The 18,843-nt window shown below is 65.2% G+C and carries 14 protein-coding genes; 1 reads left to right on the forward strand and 13 read right to left on the reverse strand.

The window, feature by feature from the left end:
- Positions 1-39 precede the first annotated feature (39 nt).
- The 10 genes from secG to EB836_RS12865 all read right to left on the reverse strand — a co-directional run bounded on the left by secG (position 40) and on the right by EB836_RS12865 (position 13,681).
- Positions 40-285: a preprotein translocase subunit SecG gene (secG, locus tag EB836_RS12820; RefSeq protein WP_135540998.1), complete on the reverse strand. Its 246-nt coding sequence runs from the start codon at positions 283-285 to the stop codon at positions 40-42.
- A 55-nt stretch (positions 286-340) separates the two neighbouring features.
- On the reverse strand, positions 341-1,126 hold the full coding sequence (tpiA, locus tag EB836_RS12825) for a triose-phosphate isomerase (protein WP_205683365.1): 786 nt from the start codon (positions 1,124-1,126) through the stop codon (positions 341-343).
- A 14-nt stretch (positions 1,127-1,140) separates the two neighbouring features.
- Positions 1,141-2,376, reverse strand: coding sequence for a phosphoglycerate kinase (locus EB836_RS12830; RefSeq protein ID WP_135541002.1), 1,236 nt, complete (start codon positions 2,374-2,376; stop codon positions 1,141-1,143).
- On the reverse strand, positions 2,373-3,374 hold the full coding sequence (gap, locus tag EB836_RS12835; RefSeq protein ID WP_135541004.1) for a type I glyceraldehyde-3-phosphate dehydrogenase: 1,002 nt from the start codon (positions 3,372-3,374) through the stop codon (positions 2,373-2,375). Before gap ends, EB836_RS12830 begins: the two co-directional genes overlap by 4 nt.
- Positions 3,375-3,383: 9 nt before the next feature.
- Positions 3,384-4,367, reverse strand: coding sequence for a DNA-binding protein WhiA (gene whiA / locus EB836_RS12840; RefSeq protein WP_135541006.1), 984 nt, complete (start codon positions 4,365-4,367; stop codon positions 3,384-3,386).
- Positions 4,368-4,392: 25 nt separating this feature from the next.
- On the reverse strand, positions 4,393-5,388 hold the full coding sequence (gene yvcK / locus EB836_RS12845) for a uridine diphosphate-N-acetylglucosamine-binding protein YvcK (RefSeq protein WP_135541007.1): 996 nt from the start codon (positions 5,386-5,388) through the stop codon (positions 4,393-4,395).
- Position 5,389: 1 nt separating this feature from the next.
- Positions 5,390-6,286: an RNase adapter RapZ gene (rapZ, locus tag EB836_RS12850; RefSeq protein WP_135541009.1), complete on the reverse strand. Its 897-nt coding sequence runs from the start codon at positions 6,284-6,286 to the stop codon at positions 5,390-5,392.
- A 78-nt stretch (positions 6,287-6,364) separates the two neighbouring features.
- Positions 6,365-8,224 (reverse strand): excinuclease ABC subunit UvrC, encoded by a 1,860-nt coding sequence (gene uvrC, locus EB836_RS12855; protein WP_135541011.1) that lies wholly within the window; start codon positions 8,222-8,224, stop codon positions 6,365-6,367.
- 5 nt (positions 8,225-8,229) lie between these two features.
- Positions 8,230-11,100 carry an excinuclease ABC subunit UvrA gene (gene uvrA / locus EB836_RS12860; RefSeq protein WP_135541132.1) on the reverse strand — a complete coding sequence of 957 codons (2,871 nt, stop codon included), beginning with the start codon at positions 11,098-11,100 and terminating at the stop codon, positions 8,230-8,232.
- 79 nt (positions 11,101-11,179) lie between these two features.
- Positions 11,180-13,681 (reverse strand): DUF3516 domain-containing protein, encoded by a 2,502-nt coding sequence (locus tag EB836_RS12865; RefSeq protein ID WP_135541013.1) that lies wholly within the window; start codon positions 13,679-13,681, stop codon positions 11,180-11,182.
- 65 nt (positions 13,682-13,746) lie between these two features.
- Between EB836_RS12865 and EB836_RS12870 the strand changes: the two genes are divergently transcribed.
- Complete coding sequence (locus tag EB836_RS12870) at positions 13,747-14,037, forward strand: YciI family protein (RefSeq protein WP_135541015.1); 291 nt, start codon at positions 13,747-13,749, stop codon at positions 14,035-14,037.
- Between the two features lie 138 nt (positions 14,038-14,175).
- On the opposite strand, the gene EB836_RS12875 is transcribed toward EB836_RS12870, so the two are convergent.
- From EB836_RS12875 to coaE, 3 genes are all read right to left on the reverse strand, one after another.
- Positions 14,176-15,303: a TerC family protein gene (locus EB836_RS12875; RefSeq protein ID WP_135541017.1), complete on the reverse strand. Its 1,128-nt coding sequence runs from the start codon at positions 15,301-15,303 to the stop codon at positions 14,176-14,178.
- Positions 15,304-15,469: 166 nt separating this feature from the next.
- Positions 15,470-17,602, reverse strand: coding sequence for an excinuclease ABC subunit UvrB (gene uvrB / locus EB836_RS12880; protein ID WP_135541019.1), 2,133 nt, complete (start codon positions 17,600-17,602; stop codon positions 15,470-15,472).
- Positions 17,603-17,660: 58 nt separating this feature from the next.
- Positions 17,661-18,836, reverse strand: coding sequence for a dephospho-CoA kinase (coaE, locus tag EB836_RS12885; RefSeq protein WP_135541021.1), 1,176 nt, complete (start codon positions 18,834-18,836; stop codon positions 17,661-17,663).
- Positions 18,837-18,843: the final 7 nt, after the last annotated feature.

Here is an 18,843-nt window from a genome sequence, read left to right on the forward strand (position 1 = left end):
CCATCCGGGCGGAGTTCTCGGCTCGGGGCCGATCGTGCCTCAGGCGTTGAAGCGGGTGAGGATGCCCAGCAGGACGATGCAGGCGGCCCACACGATCGCCAAGAGCGTGGTGAAACGGTTGAGGTTGCGTTCGGCGACTCCCGACGAACCCAGCGAGGAGGACATTCCACCGCCGAACATGTCGGACATGCCACCGCCCTTGCCCTTGTGCATGAGGATCAGCAGGGTGAGGAAGATGCTCGTGAGGACGAGCAGCACGATGAGAATGATGTTGAGGATTTCCACGTCGGATTCAACCTATGTTTCGTTGAGAATGTCGTCGAGTGATGCGTTCGTCAGTCTACTTCGCGACCGCGGCCTTACACAAAGCGGCGAAGTCCGGGCCGCTGAGGCTGGCGCCTCCGACCAGGGCTCCGTCGACGTCTGCGTCGGCGACGATCTCGGCCACATTGTCGGCCTTGACCGATCCGCCGTAGAGGATGCGGGTCGACTCCGCCATGCCGTTGCCGTACTTCTCGGCCAATCGGGCCCGGATCGCCGCGGCCATCTCTGCCGCATCGGCGGCTGTGGCGGTCTCACCGGTGCCGATCGCCCACACGGGTTCGTAGGCGATGACGAGACCTTCGAGCGCGGAGGCGTCGAATCCGGCCAGCGACTCCTCGAGCTGGTCGAGGGTGAAGTCGACGTGGGTCTTCTCCTGCCGCTGCTGCAGCGACTCCCCCACGCACAGGATCGGCGTGAGTTCGGCCGACAGTGCCGCCCGGACCTTCGCGGCCACGACCTCATTGGTCTCATGGTTGTCCGCCCGACGTTCACTGTGCCCGATGACGACGTAGCTGCAGCCGAGCCGGGTGAGGAAGGTCGCCGCGATCTCACCGGTGTGAGCACCGGGAGCATGCTGGGACACATCTTGAGCACCGTACTTCAGCCACAGCTTGTCACCCTGGACGAGGGTCTGCACGGAGCGGATGTCGGTGAAGGGTGGGATCACGACGACTTCGCAGCGGCTCTCATCGAGCTTCGCGTCTTCGAGGGCCCAGGCGAGTTTCTGGACGCTGGAGATCGCTTCGAGGTGGTCGTGGTTCATCTTCCAGTTGCCTGCCAGCAGCAGGGTGCGGTCGCTCATGTTCGTCTTCTTCCTCATCCGAGTGCGTCGAGTCCGGGCAGGGTCTTGCCTTCGAGGTATTCGAGGCTGGCGCCGCCGCCGGTGGAGATGTGGCCGAAAGCGTCATCGGAGAATCCGAGGCTGCGTACGGCGGCTGCGGAGTCTCCGCCGCCGACGACGGTGAGTCTTTCGGCGGGATCGATGTCAGCGGATCGCGCCTCATCGGTCAGTGCAGTGGCCACGGCCTTGGTGCCGGCGGAGAACGCCTCGAATTCGAAGACTCCCATGGGACCGTTCCAGAACACGGTCGCCGAACTCGCGATGATCTGTGCATAGGTCCGTGCCGTCTTGGGACCGATATCGAGCCCGAGCGCCGAGGCGCCGGCCGGGGTGGATTCGAGTTCGGTGAACTCGCGCACCCAGTGCTCGGCGTCTGCGGAGAACTTCTCGGCCATGACGATGTCCTGGGGCAGGACGATCCGTGCCGCCCCGTCTCCGGCCGACGAACGCTCCAGGTAGGCCTTGACGTCGTCGATGCGGTCGGTCTCCACGAGGCTCGATCCGATGGGGTGGCCCATCGCGGCGAGGAAGGTGAAGACCATTCCCCCGCCGATGAGCAGATTGTCGGCACGGTCGAGGAGGTTGTCGATGACACCGAGTTTGTCCGAGACCTTCGAACCGCCGAGGACGACGGTGAAGGGCCGGGCCGGGTCGGTGAGCAGTCGGTCGCTGACTTCGACTTCCGCACGGACGAGAGACCCGGCGAAGTGCGGGAGCAGCTCGGCGACGTCGTACACGGAGGCCTGTTTGCGGTGGACGACCCCGAAGCCGTCGGAGACGAAGTCATCGGCCAGCCCGGCCAGCTGTGCGGCGAACTCGCGGCGTTCGGCTTCGTCCTTCGACGTCTCCCCCGGGTTGAAGCGCAGGTTCTCCAGCAGCAGGACCTCCCCGTCGCTCAGCGCGGCGGCCTTGGCCTTCGCCTCCTCACCGACGGTGTCAGCGGCGAAGGCGACGGGACGACCGATCGCCTCGGCGAGTTCGACCGCGATGGGAGCCAGCGAGTACTGCGGGTCCGGGGCGCCCTTCGGCCGGCCCAGGTGCGACATCACGATGACCTTGGCCCCCGCCTCGGCGAGGTCTGTGATCGTTGCCGCCGAGGCGGCGATGCGTCCGCGGTCGGTGATGGTGCCGTTGTCCATCGGCACGTTGAGATCGCTGCGGACGAGCACCGCGTGGCCGGCGAAGATGCCCGCATCGTCGAATGTCCTCATGAGTCCCTTTCGCTGAGAATGTAGCTGACCATGTCTTTGAGCCGGTTCGTGTAGCCCCACTCGTTGTCGTACCAGGCCACGACCTTGATCTGATCTCCCAGCACCATCGTGAGCTTGGAGTCCACGATCGCCGAGGCGGTGGTGCCGACGATATCGGTGGAGACGAGTTCGTCGGTGGAGTATTCGAGATAGGCGGAGTCCTCCGCCGCGGCGGCGAGGATTGCGTTGACCTCGTCGCGGTCGGCGCCGCGGGACGGAGTGAATGTGAAGTCGATGATCGATCCGGCAGGCACCGGCACACGCACGGCGAGTCCGTCGAGTCTGCCTTCGAGGTGGGGCATGACGCGGCCGACGGTGCGTGCCGCACCGGTCGTGGTGGGCACGATGTTGACCGCGGCGGCGCGGGCGCGGCGCAGGTCCCGGTGGGGCCCGTCGACGAGCATCTGGTCGCCGGTGTAGGCGTGGACGGTGTTGAGCAGCCCGGATTCGACGCCGAGCGCGTCGTCGAGGGCCTTGACGACGGTGGCCATGCAGTTCGTCGTGCATGAGGCGTTCGAGACCACGGAGTGCGTGTCCGGATCGAAGTCGGACTCGTTGACGCCCATGACGAAGGTTGCGTCGACATCTTTGCCGGGGGCGGAGAGCACGACCGTGGACACGGTTCCGCCGAGGTGGGCCTCGGCCTGATCCCGGCGAGTGAAGTGACCGGTGGATTCGACGACGAGTTCGACTCCGTGCCGCGGCCAGTCGATGGCGGCGGGGTCGGATTCGCTGAACACCGCAATCTCACGGCCGTCGACGGTCAGCGCATCAGCGCTGGCCTCGACAGCGTGGTCGAAGCGCGGCCACACGGAATCATGTGTCAGCAGGTGGGCCAGGGTGGCGGTGTCGGTGAGGTCGTTGACGGCGACGACTTCGAAGTCGGTGCCGGGTTCGAGGGACAGACGGAACAGGGCACGGCCGATACGGCCGAAGCCGTTGATGGCGATTCGTCTCATGCCTCGATCTTAGCGATCCTCGAGCATTTCCGGGGTCAGGCTGGCTTCGGTGCCGGGAATTCCCAGTTCTTCCGCATGCTTGTCCGCCGTCGACAGCAGTCGGCGGATGCGCCCGGCGACCGCGTCCTTCGTCATCGGCGGGTCGGCGAGCTGCCCGAGTTCCTCCAAGGAGGCCTGTTTGTGGGTGACACGCAGCTGCCCGGCATACCGGAGGTGTTCGGGGACCTCGTCTCCGAGGATCTCCAGGGCTCGTTCGACGCGGGCGCCGGCGGCAACCGCCGCGCGTGCCGAACGGCGCAGGTTCGCATCGTCGAAGTTCGCCAGACGATTCGCTGTGGCGCGGACCTCGCGACGCATCCGGCGCTCCTCCCACGCGAGCACCGCGCTGTGGGATCCCATCCGGGTGAGCAGGGCGGCGATATCGTCGCCGTCGCGGATGACGACCCGGTCGACTCCGCGGACTTCGCGGGCCTTCGCACTCAGGCCGAGTCGGCGGGCGGCTCCGACGAGCGCCAGTGCCGCTTCCGGGCCGGGACAGGTGACTTCGAGGGCGGAGGAACGTCCGGGTTCGGTCAGGGAGCCGTGGGCGAGGAAGGCACCGCGCCAGGCGGCCTCGGCATCGGCGACGGATCCGTTGACGATCGCCGAGGGCAGGCCGCGCACGGGTCGTCCCCGGTTGTCGACGAGACCGGTCTGGCGCGCCAGGGCTCCGCCGTCGCGGGTGACACGAAGCAGGTAGCGGTTGGAACGGCGGATTCCGGCGGCGTTGATGACGACGATATCGGCATGCTGGCCGTAGAGGTCCTTGACCTCGGCGCGCAGACGCTTCGCCGTTTGGGCGGTGTCGAGTTCGGCTTCGAGCACGATCGAGCCGTTGACGAGATGGAGGGCGGAGGAGAACCGGAAGATCGAGGACACCTCGGCTTTGCGGGCGGCGGTGCGGGTGATCCTCACTCGCGCCAATTCATCCTTGACCTGAGCGGTCAGTGCCATTGCTCGTCCTCCTGAACCAGATGTCCTACCACTGCTCGGCAACGCCGATCCCTGCGTCTACCAACATGTCACGGTAGCACGCTGCGAGTTTGAGACTGTCATGCTGTCCCTGCCTGCGTGAGCGCAGCGGACGTTGCCACAGTTTGGCGCCGAAGAGATCCTCTGCCTGCTGCGGCAGGTCGGGTTCGAGCTCGGTCGCCGCCTCGTCGACGAGGACATAGTCCAGCCTCAGCTCGGCTGCGTGCCGGTGCAGGGAGGCGAGGTGTTCGCCGAGGCTCAGGTCCTTCGTCTCCCCATCGGTCGAACTGAGATTGAGAGTGAGGGATTTCACCGCGTCGGAGGCCACGATCGCTTCGGCGAGCGAGGGGACGAGCAGATGCGGCATCACCGAGGTGTACCAGGATCCGGGGCCGAGGTTGAGCACATCGGCTTCGTGTACGACTTCGACGGTTTCGTATCGGGCCGGCGGTGCGGCGGGGTCGAGGCGCACGGTCTCGACATGGCCGAGGGTGGAGGCGAGCACGGATTGTCCGCGCACGACTTGGAACGATCCGGGGAACTTCACATCGGCTTCGATCGTCAGCGGTACCGAGGACATCGGCAGCACGCGACCGTGGGCGCGCAGCAGCCGGGCCATCCAGTCGAGTCCGGCGACATGGTCGCCGTGGATCTGCCACAGAGCGGCGATGAGCAGATTGCCCACGGCATGGCCCGAGAGTTCGCCGTCGGATTCGAAGCGGTGCTGGATGACGTCGCGCCAGGTCTGCCCCCAGGTGCCGTCATCGCACAGCGCGGCCAGCGCCATCCGCAGATCGCCGGGCGGCAGTCCCCCGAGCTCGTCGCGGAGGCGACCGGACGATCCCCCGTCATCGGCGACGGTGACCACAGCGGTGAGGTCCTCGGTGAGCAGGCGGAACGCCCGCAGGGCCGCATAGAGTCCGTGGCCGCCGCCGAAAGAGACGATGCTCGGACCGTCGTTCTGCGTCCCCGAGGTGATCACGGGCAGGTCTTCGGTCTCCATGTCATTCTCTTCCCAAGTCGCGGTGGCGCACGGTCACGGGAATGCCCGTCTGCGCGGACAGGAGCTTGCCGACGCGTTCGCTGATGGCCACGGACCGGTGTTTGCCTCCGGTGCAGCCGATGCCGATCATCGCGTAGCCGCGCCCTTCGCGGAGGTAGCCTTCGGCCACGGTCGACAGGGTTGCAGCATAGCGTTCGATGAACTCCTCGGCACCGTTCTGCTCGAGCACGAAGGACGCGACATCGGAGTCGAGCCCATTGTGTCCGCGCAGGTGGGGAATCCAATACGGGTTGGGCAGGAAGCGGACGTCGGCGATGTGGTCGGCGTCCTTGGGCAGCCCGTATTTGAAGCCGAAGCTCATCAAGGTCAGGCGCAGCGGCGGAGTGTCGTCGTCGCTGAAGCGTTTGCGCACCTCAGCGGAGAGCTGATGGACGTTGAGATCGGAGGTGTCGACGATGATGTCGGCACGGTGCTTGAGAGTCTCGAGTTGGGCACGCTCGGCTTCGATGCCGTCGAGGAGGGTCCCTTCGCCCTGCAGCGGGTGGGGACGCCTCGTCGATTCGAAACGGCGCACGAGGACTTCGTCCGAGGCTTCGAGGTAGAGGATGCGCAGTGACAGTCCCTGATCGACGAAGTCGCCGATCGTCTCCTGCAGCTCCGTGTACTTCGTCCGTCCCTTGGCGTCGATGACGATCGCGATCTTGGGCAGAGCACCGTCGGCGCGGGCGACGAGTTCGACCAGCGGACGCATCATCTGCGGCGGCAGATTGTCCACGACGTACCAGTCCATGTCTTCGAGCACATTGGCCACGGTCGTCCTGCCCGCCCCGGACATGCCGGTGACGAGAACGACCTCGATGGGATGGTCGGAACCGTTCGGTTCGGCCTGCGTACTCACACGTCCTCCTCTGTCGGTGCCCGATCGGTGCCCGGGCACGGGGTCTCTGGGCACTACTCTAGGGCAGTTTCGTCGTGCTCAGTCGGCCAGTGCCGCGACGATCTTGGCCGCGAGCGAGGGACCGATTCCCTTGACCTCGCAGATCTCCTCGGCGGTGGCGGCACGGACCTTCTTCACCGACCCGAAATGACGCAGCAGAGCGGTGCGTTTGGATTCTCCGAGTCCCGCGATGTCGTCGAGGACCGAGCTGGTCATCGCCTTCGCGCGCTTCGACCGGTGGTAGGAGATCGCGAAGCGGTGGGCTTCGTCGCGCAGCCGCTGCATGAGGAAGAGACCTTCGGAGTTGCGCGGGAGGATCACCGGGAACGGGTCCTCGGGCACCCAGATCTCTTCGAGTCGTTTGGCCAGACCGACCACGGAGATGTCGACGATCCCGAGGTCCGTCAGCGCCTTCGTGGCGGCAGCGACCTGTGGACCGGCACCGTCGACGACGAGGAGGCCCGGTCGGTAGCCGAAGCGTTCGTCGGGTTCGTCGGAGCCCATCTGTTCGAGGTAGCGGCTGAACCGGCGGGAGACGACATCGTACATCGAGGCCGTGTCGTCGGCGGCGGCTTCGCCGTGAATGGCGAAGTGTCGGTAATCGCGCTTCTTCGCCATTCCGTCTTCGAACACGACGAGGGAGGCCACGACGTTCGATCCCTGGGTGTGGGAGATGTCGATGCATTCGATCCGCAGCGGGGCTTCGGGCAGGCCGAGATGCTCTTGGATCTCTTTGAGCGCCTGACTGCGGGTGGTCAGGTCGGAGGAGCGTTTGAGTTTGTGCTGGACCAGCGCTTCCTTCGCGTTCTTGTCCACCGTCTCCAGCGCGGCCCTCTTCTCACCGCGTTCGGGCACACGGACCGTCACTCGCGCCCCCCGCTGCTGGCTCAGCCAGGCTTCGAGGGACTCCTGATCGGCCGGCAGGGTGTCGACGAGGATCTCCTTCGGGATCGCCTCGGCGTCGAGACCGGAATACGCCTGCCGCAGGTAGTCGGTGGTCAGTTCCGCCGGAGTGTGGTCATCGGAGCGTTCGATGATCCAGCCGCGTTGACCGCGGATCCGGCCCTGTCTCACATGGAATACCTGTACGGAGGCTTCGAGCTCCTCGGTGACGAGGGCGAAGATATCGCAGTCGGCGCTGACCGAGAGGACCACGGCGGACTTGTCGAGCACCTTCTGCAGGGCGGTGATCTCATCCCGCAGACGGGCGGCCCGTTCGTAATCGAGCTCCTCGGCGGCCTGTGCCATCTCCTTCTTGCGGTAGCTGATGAACCGCCCGGTGTTGCCGGACATGAAGTCGGTGATGCTGCGGGCGAGCTCCCGGTGCTCGTCCTTGCTGATGTGGTCGACGCAGGGGGCCGCGCATTTGTCGATGTAGCCGAGCAGGCAGGGACGGCCGCTGCGTTCTGCACGCCGGTAGACCCCGGGGGTGCAGGTGCGCATCGGGAAGGCCCTGAGCAGCAGGTCGAGGGTGTCCTTGATCGCCCACACCTGGGCGAAGGGACCGAAGTACTTCACGCCCTTGCGGCGTTTGCCGCGGGTGATGAAGGCTCGCGGCACCTCTTCGTTCATGGTGATCGCGAGGTAGGGGTAGGACTTGTCGTCGCGGAACATGACGTTGAACCGCGGATTGAACTCGTTGATCCACGTCCACTCGAGCTGCAGGGCTTCGACCTCGGTGTCGACGACGGTCCATTCCACGGAATTCGCGGTGTGGACCATCGTCGACGTCCGCGGATGCAGTGCGACGGGGTTCGCGAAGTACGAATTGAGGCGGTTGCGGAGGTTCTTCGCCTTCCCCACGTAGATCACTCGGCGGTCGGGGTCCCGGAATTTGTACACGCCGGCCGAGGTCGGGATCGACCCCGTGGCCGGACGGTAGCTGGATGGATCGGGCATTCGGATCAGGCGTCGAGCATCGGTTTGAGGAACCGTCCGGTGTGGGACGCGGCCACCTCGGCGACTTCCTCCGGAGTGCCGTCGGCGATGATCTGACCGCCGCCGCGACCGCCTTCGGGTCCGAGATCGATGACGTGGTCGGCGTTGCCGATCACATCGAGGTTGTGTTCGATGACGATGACCGTGTTGCCTTTGTCGACGAGCCCCTGGAGGACGAGCAGCAGCTTCGAGATGTCCTCGAAGTGCAGGCCCGTCGTCGGTTCGTCGAGCACGTAGACGGTCCGTCCGCGCGAGCGCTTCTGCAGTTCGGCGGCGAGTTTGACCCGCTGTGCCTCGCCACCGGACAGCGTCGTCGCCGGCTGACCGAGGCGGACATAGCCGAGCCCGACCTCGACGAGGGTCTTCAGGTGACGGGAGATCGCAGGGATCGCCGCGAAGAAGTCGTTGGCCTCTTCGATGGGCATGTCGAGGACTTCGGCGATGCTCTTGCCCTTGAACGTCACTTCGAGGGTCTCCCGGTTGTACCGGGCCCCTTGGCAGACTTCGCAGGGCACGTAGACGTCGGGCAGGAAGTTCATCTCGATCTTGATGGTGCCGTCGCCGCTGCAGTTCTCGCAGCGGCCGCCCTTGACGTTGAAGGAGAACCGTCCCGGCAGGTAGCCGCGGACCTTCGCCGACTCCGTTTCGGCGAACAGCCTGCGCACATGGTCGAACACGCCGGTGTAGGTGGCGGGGTTCGACCGTGGGGTCCGACCGATCGGCGACTGGTCGACGTGGACGACCTTGTCGAGGTTGTCCAGTCCGGTCACCCGTTTGTGGCGTCCGGGCACGCGAGAGGCGCCGTTGAGGACATTGGCCATCTGCGTGTAGAGGATCTCGTTGACCAGGGTCGACTTGCCCGAACCGGACACACCGGTGACGGCCGTGAGCACGCCGAGCGGGAAGGACACCGTGACATCGCGCAGGTTGTTCTCCACCGCCTTCTCGACGGTGACCATCCGCTCCCTGTCGACGGGGCGACGGGCTGCTGGGATCTGGATCTCGCGACGACCGGAGAGGTAGTCGCCGGTGATCGAGCCCGGGGCGTCCCTGAGCCCGGGCACGGGGCCCGAGTAGACGACCTCTCCCCCGTGCTCGCCGGCGCCGGGACCGATGTCGACGATCCAGTCGGCGGATTCGATGGTGTCCTCATCGTGTTCGACGACGATGAGGGTGTTGCCCAGCTCCTTGAGCTTGTTGAGCGTCTCGATGAGTCTGCGGTTGTCACGCTGGTGCAGACCGATCGAGGGCTCGTCGAGGACGTAGAGGACGCCGACGAGTCCCGAACCGATCTGCGTGGCCAAGCGGATGCGCTGGGCTTCGCCGCCGGACAGGGTGCCCGCGGCACGATTGAGGCTGAGGTAGTCGAGTCCGACGTCGAGAAGGAAGCCGAGTCGGGCGTTGATCTCCTTCATCACCTGAGCCGCCACCGCCGCATCCCGGTCGCTGAGTTCGAGTGAGCCGAGGAACTCCGCGGCTTCGTCGAGAGCGAGTTCGGAGACTTCGGCGATGGATCTGTCGCCGACCTTGACCGCGAGGATCTCGGGCTTGAGGCGGGTCCCCTGGCAGCTGGCGCAGGGGATCTCCCGCATATACGACTCGTAGCGCTCGCGCGACCAATCGGATTCGGTCTCTTCGTGTTTGCGCTGGATGTACTGGTAGACACCCTCGAAACCGGTCGAGTAGGTGCGTTCGCGGCCGAAGCGGTTCTTGTACTTGACGTGGACCTTGTAGTCCTTGCCGGTGAGGATCGCGGTCTTCGCGGTCTTCGGCAGCTTCTTCCACGGTGTCTTCATATCGAACCCGAGCTCGTCGCCGAGGCCCTTGAGCAGCCGGTTGAAGTACTTCGCGACCTGCTTGCCGCCGGACCAGGGGGCGATCGCTCCAGCACCGAGGCTGAGGTCCTCATCGGGCACGACGAGGTCCTCATCGACCTGCAGGCGCGTGCCGATGCCGTCACAGGTCGGGCAGGCGCCGAAGGGCGAGTTGAAGGAGAAGGACCGCGGCTCGATCTCGTCGACCGTCAGCGGGTGTTCGTTCGGGCACGACATGTGTTCGGAGAAGGTGCGGATCGTGCCTTCGTCGACGAGGTCGATGTCGATGCGGCCATCGGCCAGGCCGAGTGCGGTCTCAACCGAGTCGGTCAGACGCGGACGCATTCCGGGCTTCGCCACGAGGCGGTCGACGACGACGGAGATCGTGTGCTTGTACTGCTTCTCCAAGGCCGGAGGTTCACTCAGGGTGATCTGCTCGCCGTCGACGATGGCACGCGAGAAGCCCTTGGCCTGCAGTTCGGTGAAGAGGTCGACGAACTCGCCCTTGCGGGAGCGGACGACGGGGGCGAGGACGAGGAACTTCGTGCGCTCCTCGAGCTCGAGCAGCTGGTCGACGATCTGCTGCGGAGTCTGCTTCGTGATCACCTCACCGCAGACCGGACAGTGCGGGGTGCCGATGCGTGCCCACAGCAGGCGCAGGAAGTCGTAGACCTCCGTGATCGTGCCGACGGTCGAGCGCGGGTTGCGCGATGTCGACTTCTGGTCGATCGACACCGCCGGGGACAGCCCTTCGATGAAGTCGACATCGGGTTTGTCCATCTGACCGAGGAACATGCGGGCGTAGGAGGACAGGGATTCGACGTAGCGTCGCTGCCCCTCGGCGAAGATCGTGTCGAAGGCCAGGGACGACTTGCCGGATCCGGACAGTCCGGTGAAGACGACCATGGAGTCACGCGGCAGGGCGATCTCGACGTTCTTGAGATTGTGTGCCCGTGCGCCCTTGACCCACAGCGTGTCGAGATGGGAGACGCCGCTGACTTGCTCAACGTTATTGGTTTTCATCACCTGACCACTGTATTCCTCGGCACTGACATTGCTTCATTCTCGGCTCTTTGCACCGGCCGCGGCCGGGCCGTGGGGTTCATCTGACGGCGCCGATCTCGCCGACCGAGACGATGCGGAGAACGATGTCTCCGGCTTCGTCGCTGGCTTCCACGTCCACCTCGGCGTCGATGGCCCAGTCCCGGTTCCCTTCGGGGTCGGCCAGGATCTGGCGGACGTTCCAGGTGGAAGAACCGGGTTCGATGTCGATATATTCCCGACCGCGGGCCTTCTGGTCCGTGAGCAGGTCGCCGTAGACATCGTAGAAGTCCTCGATTGCGTCTTCCCAGGCACGGGCGTCGAAGCCGGATTCCGCGTCGAGGCGGCCGAGTTCGGTGTAGTCGGCACGTTCTGCGAGGAGCACCCGGTGGAACAGGGCGTTGCGGATCTCGGCGGTGAAGACCTTCGTGTTCTCGGAGAACCGACGATCCAACGCCGGCAGCTCATCGGCATGCTGAGTCGGATCGAGACCCTGCAGGGTCCGCCATTCGTCGAGCAGGGAGGAGTCCGTGCGGGCGATGGTCTCACCGAGCCATTCGATGATGTCGGCCAGCTCCTCGGTCCGGTTCTCCGCCGGCACGTTGTGCAGCAGCGCCCGGTAGACGTCGGTGAGGTACCGCAGCAGGCTGCCTTCGGCGCGGGCCAGGGAATAGTAGCCGACGAACTGTGTGAAGCCCATGGACTGTTCGATCATGTCGCGGACGACGGATTTCGGTTCGAAGCTGCCGCCGCGCAGCCACGGGTGGGTCTCGACGAAGTGGTCGAAGGCGGGTTCGAGCATCTCGGCCAGGGGTGCGGGTCCTTCGACCTCGTCGAGGATGGCCATCCGTTCGGCGTAGTCGACCCCTTCGGCTTTGAGTTCGGCCAGGGTGTCGCCCTTGATCCGGTCGAGTTGGCCCTTGAGGATCTGGAACGGCACCGAAGTGGTGGATTCGACGATGGAGACGATGTCGAGGGCGTAGGTGTCGTCGTCTTCGTCGAGGAGGTCGAGCGCGGCGAGGACGAACGGTGCCAGCGGCTGATTGAGCGCGAACTGGGGGCCGAGGTCCTGGGTGGCGGAGAGTTCGTTCCCTCTGATTTCGATGAGTCCGGCGTCGAGGAGGGAGCGTCCGATGCTGATCGCCGTGAGTTTGAGGTCGAGTCGGCGGTCCCGGGTCTCGTGCGTCTTGTCGATGAAGTCGCCGATCGTCGACACGTCGGAGCCGGGACGGGCCACGAGGTTGAGGATCGTCGAATGGTCGATCTTCATCCGCGGGCGCAGGGTCTCGGATTCGCCTTCGATGAGTTTGGTGAAGGTCTCCTCCGACCAGCCGACGAACCCGGCTGGGGCGGCCTTCTTCTTGATCTTCTTCTTTTTCTTCTTGTCGTCGTTCGCGGCCTTCGCTTCGGCTTTGAGATTGTCGATGACGTGTTCCGGGGCTTGGGCGACGACGTAGCCGCGGGTGTCGAATCCGGCGCGGCCGGCACGGCCGGCCAGCTGCTGGAATTCGCGGACGCTGAGTCTGCGCATCTTCCGGCCGTCGAATTTCGTCAGCCCAGTCAGCAGCACGGAGCGGATGGGCACATTGATGCCCACGCCAAGGGTGTCGGTGCCGGAGATGACGAGCAGCAGGCCTTTGAGCGCGAGCTGCTCGATGAGGCGCCGGTATTTCGGCAGCATGCCCGCGTGGTGGACGCCGACGCCGTGGAGGAGGAGTTTGCGCAGGCTCTGTCCGAAGCCCTTGCCGAAGGAGAAGCCTTTGATCGCCGCGGCGATCGCGGCTCTCTGGTCCTTCGTGGCGAGGTCGACCGAGAGGAGGTTCGTGGCGAGGTCGATCGCCCCGTTCTGGGAGTAGGAGACGACGTAGACCGGGGCTTTGTCGTTGCGGACGAGTCCGCGCAGGGTGTCCGAGAGCGTGTCCGTGGAGTATTCGTACTCAAGCGGCACGGGTCTCTCCGCCGAGGTTACCTCGGAGGAATCGCGTCCCGTCGTCTCCCGCATGGTTCTGCGGATGTCGGTGGTGTCGCCGAGGGTGGCGGACATGAGGACGAACTGGGCCTGCGGCATCTCGAGCAGCGGCACCTGCCAGGCCCAGCCGCGGGAGGGGTCGGCGACATAGTGGAATTCGTCCATGACGACCATGCCCGCGTCGAGCATCCCGCCTTCGCGCAGCGCCTGGTTGGCGAGGATCTCTGCCGTTGCGCAGATGACAGGGGCATCGCCGTTGACGGTCGAGTCCCCGGTGATCATGCCGACGTTCTCGGCTCCGAAAGCGGCGATGAGCGAGAAGAACTTCTCACTCACCAGGGCCTTGAGAGGAGCGGTGTAGTAGGCGCGGATCCCTCGGGTGTACGACTGGTAGAGGGCGAAGAGGGCCACGAGTGACTTGCCCGAACCGGTCGGGGTGGCCATGATCGTGTTGTCGCCGGCGAGGATGCTGAGGAACGCCTCATCCTGGGCCGGGTACGGTTCGACTCCGATCTCCGAGCAGTATTCGCCGAAGGACTCGTAGATCGTATCGTCGTCCGCGAATTCCGCGGGGATCTCCTGCAATCTGGCCACGCTGATGCACAGACCTTTCCGATTAGACTGGTTCCATCCTATTGCTCGACACCGAGGAGTCACACATGCCGGTCTTCGCCGTCACCTACAACTATGGTCCCGATACAGACACGCGGATGGAGCATCGCCCCGCGCACCGGCAATGGCAGGCGGAGTTGAATGAGGCCGGAACCATCCTCGCTTCGGGTCCTCTCGACGCTGATCCGCAGCCCGGCGGGCTGCTCGTCCTCAGCGCCGCCGACCGGGCGGAGGTCGAAACCCACCTCGCTCGGGACCCCTATGCGTCGCTCGGTGTGATCGAGTCGACACAGATTCGCGAGTGGACCCCGGTCTTCGGTCCTCTCGCTGCGGACTGAGCCGCGAAGCGCCCGCAGCCCGGCCGGCTGCGGACTCAGTTATGACACGGGCCGCAGCCGATCCTCGGGATCAGCTGCGGCCCGCGCTCTTCCCTGCCGCTCAGCGGCCTCCGAGTGCTGGGGCAGGCGTGGCGTGGATCATTCGGAGTTCGGTTCCTGAGCGGTGCCGGGCTTCTTCTGCGCCCGTCCCTCGCCGTCGCCGAGGCGGTCCGACCCGTCCCGCCCGGCAGAGTCCGGGGCCTGTGGGTCATCGACGTGGTGCTGTTCGTGTTCGACCTGACCGAAGTGGACTTCCTGGTGGCCGCGCTTCATCGCGATGAGGCTGGCGATGGTGGCCACGGCCATGCAGCCGATGATGACGGCCAGAGACACGCCGGTGGTGATGTCGGGAACCCATTCGAGTTTCTCTCCCCCATTGATGAACGGCAGGTTGTTCTCGTGTGCGGCGTGCAGGATGAGCTTGACGCCGATGAACGCGAGGATCGCGGCGATGCCGTACTTGAGGTAGATGAGTCGGTCGAGCAGCCCGCCGAGGAGGAAGTAGAGCTGGCGCAGACCCATGAGGGCGAAGAGGTTCGCCGTGAACACGATGAATGGACTCTGGGTGATGCCGAAGATCGCGGGGATCGAGTCGAGCGCGAACATGACATCGGTGGTGCCGATGGCGATGAAGACGAGCAGCATCGGGGTGAAGAACTTCTGCCCGTCGATCGTGGTCTTGAGTCTGTTGCCGTCGAAGTCGTCGGAGATGTTCACCCGACCCTTGAGCCATCTGACGAAGCGGTTGTCCTCATCGCTTTCGTCCTCGCTGCCGAACGCTTGGTTCCATGCCGTCCACAGCAGGAACACGCCGAAGAGGTAGAAGACGGAGATGAAGAGATTGATGACGACCGATCCGGCGAGGATGAACACGCCGCGGAAGACGAGCGCGATGATGATGCCGACCATCAGCACTTCCTGCTGATACTGCCTGGGCACCTTGAACCGGGTCATGATGATGACGAAGACGAAGAGGTTGTCGATACTCAGGCTGTATTCCGTGAGCCAGCCGGCCAGGAACTGTCCCGCGTGCTCTCCGTCGGCGAAGAAGTACATCGCCACGGCGAAGAGCAGGGCGAGTGAAACGTAGAAGCTCACCCAGAGGGTTGCTTCGCGCATCGAGGGGATGTGCGGCCGTTTGATCACCAGCAGGAGATCGGCCACGAGGATGAGGACGAGAACGATGAGTGAACCGGTCTCGAACCAGAAGGGCAATTCGGTTGTCATGGAAGCCTTTCGCTGTTGTCCGTGCGTGCCGTACACGGCTGGGCAAATCGAAAGTCTCTCCCGCGGCGCTGTTCAACCGCGTCCGAACCCGGATCGAAGAGATCGTGATGACGAGTTCGGAGCTTATGGGATACTCCCCTCCGGCGCTCCAGTCTACACTGGCGGCTCAGGCGTGCCCGGCCTCCTTCATCTGCCGCAGCTCCTGTTTGAGGTCGGAGAGTTCGTCGCGCAGGCGCGCGGCGAGTTCGAACTGCAGCTCGGCGGCGGCGGAATGCATCTGCGATGTCAGCGATTCGATGAGCTCGGTGAGGTCGGCCGCCGGCGGACGCAGCGAGCCGGGCTTGCCCGCGGCTTCGCGCTGTTCGTCGCTGAGCGTCGAATTGTAGCCGCGCCTGCCCTTGCCGTAGTCGAACTCGGTGAGCAGCTCGCGAGTGTCCTCGTCCTCGCGCTGCAGTCGTTCGGTGATGTCGGCGATCCGTTTGACCAGCGGGGTCGGGTCGATGCCGTGTTCCTCGTTGTAGGCGACCTGGATCGCCCGCCTGCGGTCGGTCTCATCGATGGCGGTGCGCATCGAGTCCGTGATCGTGTCCGCGTACATGTGCACCTGACCGTGCAGGTTGCGTGCCGCGCGGCCGATCGTCTGGATGAGCGAGGTCGAGGACCGGAGGAACCCTTCCTTGTCGGCGTCGAGGATCGCGACGAGGGAGACTTCGGGCAGGTCGAGTCCCTCACGCAGCAGGTTGATGCCGACGAGGACGTCGAACTCTCCGCCGCGCAGCTCTGTGAGCAGTTCCACACGTCGCAGCGTGTCGACATCGGAGTGGAGGTACTGGACGCGGACCTCGTGCTCGAGCAGGTAGTCGGTGAGGTCTTCGGCCATCTTCTTCGTCAGCGTGGTCACCAGCACACGTTCGTTCGCGTCGACCCTGGTCTTGATCTCGTCGAGCAGATCGTCGATCTGGCCCTTCGTCGGTTTGACCTTGATCTCCGGGTCGACGAGTCCGGTCGGTCGGATGATCTGCTGGACGTAGCCGTTGGCGTTGCCGAGTTCGAAGTTGCTGGGCGTGGCCGAGAGGTACACGGTCTGCCCGACGCGTTCGCGGAACTCGTCGAACTTCAGGGGCCGGTTGTCCATGGCGCTGGGCAGGCGGAAGCCGTGTTCGACGAGAGTGCGTTTGCGTGACATATCGCCTTCGTACATGCCGCCGATCTGCGGAACGGTGACATGAGATTCGTCGACGACGAGGAGGAAGTCCTCGGGGAAGTAGTCGAGCAGACAGTTCGGGGCCGATCCGGGAGCACGGCCGTCGATGTGCCGCGAATAGTTCTCGATGCCGGAGGTGAAGCCCATCGACTCCATCATCTCGAGGTCGTAGGTCGTCCGCATCTTCAGCCGCTGCGCTTCGAGGAGCTTGTTCTGCGACTCGAATTCGCTCAGCCGCTTCTGCAGCTCGTCTTCGATCCCGCTGATGGCCGTGGCCATCCGGCTCTCACCGGCGACGTAGTGGCTGGCGGGGAAGACGTGGATCGTATCCTCGTCGCGTACGATCTCCCCGGTCAGCGGGTGGAGGGTCTGCAGGGATTCGATCTCGTCACCGAAGAATTCGATGCGCAGCGCGAGCTCTTCGTACTGAGGGATGATCTCGACGGTGTCGCCGCGCACGCGGAAGGTGCCGCGGGTGAACGCCATATCGTTGCGGGCGTACTGCATGGACACGAACCGTTTGAGCAGTTCGTCGCGATCGCATTCGTCGCCCCGGTGCAGGGTGACCATGCGGTCGACGTATTCCTCGGGTGTGCCGAGGCCGTAGATGCATGAGACCGTCGAGACCACGACGACATCGCGTCGGGTCAGCAGCGAGTTCGTGGCCGAGTGCCGGAGCCGTTCGACTTCGTCGTTGATCGACGAGTCCTTCTCGATGAACGTGTCCGTCTGCGGCACATAGGCTTCGGGCTGGTAGTAGTCGTAGTAGGACACGAAGTACTCGACGGCGTTGTGCGGCAGCAGCTGCCGGAACTCGTTGGCCAGCTGTGCGGCCAGAGTCTTGTTCGGGGCCATGATCAGAGTCGGACGCTGCACCTGTTCGATGAGCCACGCGGTCGTCGCGGACTTGCCTGTGCCGGTGGCGCCGAGCAGCACGATGTCCCGCTCCCCCGCATCGAGCCGTTCGGAGATCTCCCTGATCGCCGTCGGCTGGTCGCCGGAGGGCGAGTACTCGGAGACGACCTCGAAGGGGGCCACTTCGCGAGTGACGTCGGGACGGTGACCGATCGCTGGCAGGGGGCGTTCTGAGCTCATAGTCCCACCCTAGTCCTCGCCCCTGACATTGGGCAGTCGGCTCCCGCTTCGGCCCGCATCAGTCGAAGCTGTCGGGGACCAGACGTCGACGCATGCTCAGGAAGTACGGTTCCTTCGACTCTGCGTAGGACCGAGTGATCTGAGAGTCTGTTCCGCCCTGCTCCTGCGCGAGTGCCATGAGCTCGCGTTTGACCCGGAGATACTCGTCCCGCGCCCCGGCATCGGCGCTGAGCAGATCCCGGAATGCGCGAGCGAAGCGGGCGCCCACGGAATCCGCGACCCGCACATGCAGGTTCACCGCCCGGCCGGGGTCCGTGTTCGCGTGGAACCACTTCGCCTCGCCTCCGGCCTCGCCCAGATGATCATGCATCTCCTCCCCCGGATACCCGAGTTCGGTCAGGCGGGGGGCCAGTTGCCGGGCTGCCGCGAGGTCGGGGACCAGCAGCTGCAGATCGATGACGTCTTTGGCGGGCAGGCCCGGCACCGAGGTGGAACCGATGTGCTCGATGGCGAATTCGGCGCCGGTGCCGTGCTCGAGCTTCGCGATGACGCGCCGCGCGTCACCGTCCCAATCCGCATCCTCCGGATCGCTGAGCCCGAGAGCGGCACGTGATGCCCGTCGTGCTCGGCGGAGGTTCTCGGCGAAGGGCCGGATCCGCGAGGAGATGAGCCGGGCCACCGTGTCCTCGGTCGTGGCGACCGGGCCGGTGTTGTCGATGCTGACGTCGCAGGCCCGTCTGCGCGTTTCGTCATCGGCTTGCCGGGTGATCCGTGCGGCGGCATCCTCGCGGTCCATTCCGCGGGCGTCGATGAGCCGCTGCAGGCGCACTTCAGCGGGAACATCGACGACGAGGTTGAGATGGTAGGCGGGTGTCATCGAGTTCTCGACGAGCAGCGGGACGTCGTGGACGACGATCGGCGCCTCGGCGTGCCGGGCGAAGTGTTCGGCGGTGCGGTCGCGGATCGCCGGGTGCATGAGGGCATTGAGCTTCGCCGTGTGTTCGGCATCGATGAAGGCCGCGGCCGCGAGGGCCGCACGGTCGAGGCCTCCCGAGCCATCGAGCACCTGCGGGCCGAAGGCCTCTGCGAGGAGTTCGAGCAGCGGCTGACCGGGTGCGACGACCTCGCGGGCGATCTGGTCGGCATCGACGAGCACGGCCCCGTGCGCGACGAGCATCCTCGACACTGTTGACTTGCCGGCACCGATTCCGCCGGTGAGACCGATTCTCAGCATGCGTTCA

Origin of the sequence: Brevibacterium sp. S111 (genome assembly GCF_004745075.1) — a bacterium.
In the GTDB taxonomy this organism is placed as follows: domain Bacteria; phylum Actinomycetota; class Actinomycetes; order Actinomycetales; family Brevibacteriaceae; genus Brevibacterium.

What these genes read in the sequence shown, in the direction of transcription:
- tpiA (WP_205683365.1), bottom strand. Translation starts at nt 1,126, where the DNA reads ATGAGCGACCGCACCCTGCTGCTGGCAGGCAACTGGAAGATGAACCAC.
- EB836_RS12830 (WP_135541002.1), bottom strand. Translation starts at nt 2,376, where the DNA reads ATGAGGACATTCGACGATGCGGGCATCTTCGCCGGCCACGCGGTGCTC.
- gap (WP_135541004.1), bottom strand. Translation starts at nt 3,374, where the DNA reads ATGAGACGAATCGCCATCAACGGCTTCGGCCGTATCGGCCGTGCCCTG.
- whiA (WP_135541006.1), bottom strand. Translation starts at nt 4,367, where the DNA reads ATGGCACTGACCGCTCAGGTCAAGGATGAATTGGCGCGAGTGAGGATC.
- yvcK (WP_135541007.1), bottom strand. Translation starts at nt 5,388, where the DNA reads ATGGAGACCGAAGACCTGCCCGTGATCACCTCGGGGACGCAGAACGAC.
- uvrC (WP_135541011.1), bottom strand. Translation starts at nt 8,224, where the DNA reads ATGCCCGATCCATCCAGCTACCGTCCGGCCACGGGGTCGATCCCGACC.
- uvrA (WP_135541132.1), bottom strand. Translation starts at nt 11,100, where the DNA reads ATGAAAACCAATAACGTTGAGCAAGTCAGCGGCGTCTCCCATCTCGAC.
- EB836_RS12870 (WP_135541015.1), top strand. Translation starts at nt 13,747, where the DNA reads ATGCCGGTCTTCGCCGTCACCTACAACTATGGTCCCGATACAGACACG.
- EB836_RS12875 (WP_135541017.1), bottom strand. Translation starts at nt 15,303, where the DNA reads ATGACAACCGAATTGCCCTTCTGGTTCGAGACCGGTTCACTCATCGTT.
- uvrB (WP_135541019.1), bottom strand. Translation starts at nt 17,602, where the DNA reads ATGAGCTCAGAACGCCCCCTGCCAGCGATCGGTCACCGTCCCGACGTC.
- coaE (WP_135541021.1), bottom strand. Translation starts at nt 18,836, where the DNA reads ATGCTGAGAATCGGTCTCACCGGCGGAATCGGTGCCGGCAAGTCAACA.